The 1,799-nt window shown below is 63.6% G+C and carries 1 rRNA gene; it reads right to left on the bottom strand.

The features are described 5' to 3' along the window. Nucleotides 1-11 precede the first annotated feature (11 nt). Nucleotides 12-1,518 (bottom strand): 16S ribosomal RNA (locus DXC79_RS09930). Between the last annotated feature and the right edge of the window lie 281 nt (nt 1,519-1,799).

Here is a 1,799-nt window from a genome sequence, read left to right as displayed (position 1 = left end):
TATCTCCCTAGAAAGGAGGTGATCCAGCCGCACCTTCCGGTACGGCTACCTTGTTACGACTTCACCCCCCTCACCCTCCACACCTTCGGCGCCTCCCCCCTTGACGGTTGGGCCGGCGACTTCGGGTGCAGACGACTCGGGTGGTGTGACGGGCGGTGTGTACAAGGCCCGGGAACGCATTCACCGCGGCATGCTGATCCGCGATTACTAGCAACTCCGACTTCATGGGGGCGGGTTGCAGCCCCCAATCCGAACTGGGGCCGGCTTTCCGGGATCCGCTCCCCCTCGCGGGGTGGCATCCCTCTGTACCGGCCATTGTAGCACGTGTGCAGCCCAGGGCATAAGGGGCATGATGACTTGACGTCGTCCCCGCCCTCCTCCGCCTTGACGGCGGCGGTCCCGCGTGGGTTCCCGGCATCACCCGATGGCAACACGCGGCGGGGGTTGCGCTCGTTGCGGGACTTAACCCAACATCTCACGACACGAGCTGACGACAGCCATGCACCACCTGTATGGGCTCCTCTCGGCCACGGGGTCTCCCCCGCTTCACCCATATGTCAAGCCCTGGTAAGGTTCTTCGCGTTGCTTCGAATTAAGCCACATGCTCCGCTGCTTGTGCGGGCCCCCGTCAATTCCTTTGAGTTTTAGCCTTGCGGCCGTACTCCCCAGGCGGGACGCTTAATGCGTTGGCTGCGGCACGGGGGGATCGTCCCCCCACACCTAGCGTCCATCGTTTACGGCTGGGACTACCAGGGTATCTAATCCTGTTCGCTCCCCCAGCTTTCGCGCCTCAGCGTCGGTCTCGGCCCAGAGGGCCGCCTTCGCCACCGGTGTTCCACCCGATATCTGCGCATTCCACCGCTACACCGGGTGTTCCACCCTCCCCTACCGGACCCAAGCCGCGGAGGTTCCGGGGGCTTCGGGGGGTTGAGCCCCCCGCTTCGACCCCCGGCCTGCCGGGCCGCCTACGCGCGCTTTACGCCCAATGAATCCGGATAACGCTCGCCCCCTACGTATTACCGCGGCTGCTGGCACGTAGTTAGCCGGGGCTTCTTCTGCAGGTACAGTCTTGACTCTTCCCTGCTGAAAGCGGTTTACGACCCGAAGGCCTCCGTCCCGCACGCGGCGTCGCTGCGTCAGGGTTCCCCCCATTGCGCAAGATTCCCCACTGCTGCCTCCCGTAGGAGTCTGGGCCGTGTCTCAGTCCCAATCTGGCCGGTCGGTCTCTCAACCCGGCTACCCGTTGTCGGCACGGTGGGCCGTCACCCCGCCGTCTACCTGATGGGCCGCGGAGCCATCCCCTCCCGTCGGGGCTTTAGCCGGGGTGCCATGCGGCACCCCGGGGTATCCGGTATTACCCGTCCTTTCGGGCGGCTATCCCGGGGGAGGGGGCAGGTTCTCCACGTGTTACTCAGCCGTTCGCCACTCGCTTCCCTCCGGAGAGGGGTGCCGTTCGACTTGCATGTGTTAGGCGCGCCGCCAGCGTTCATCCTGAGCCAGGATCGAACTCTCCGTCCAAAAATATCTGGGCTTCGAGCCCGTCCGGTCCCCTCAGTCCATCGCTGATCGGTTCCGTTCGATTCATATGGTTTTAGTATAGGAAAAGGAATTTCTCGGGGCCGCCTCTCGGCGGCCTTGCGAAAAACAAATCCAAGTTAGACCATTTCAAATGGTTCGATGTCTGCCCGGATGCGACACTGAATGTGTCCATCCTCGCAGTATCCGGTTCTCAAGGTGCACGCCTGGCGGCTGATCCGGTCCGACCGGGCCGCGCGGCAAGGAGATATATTGCCAGACCG

Origin of the sequence: Collinsella sp. TF08-11AT (assembly GCF_003437035.1) — a bacterium.
GTDB lineage: Bacteria > Actinomycetota > Coriobacteriia > Coriobacteriales > Coriobacteriaceae > Collinsella.
This window is presented reverse-complemented; position numbering and strand designations above follow the sequence as displayed.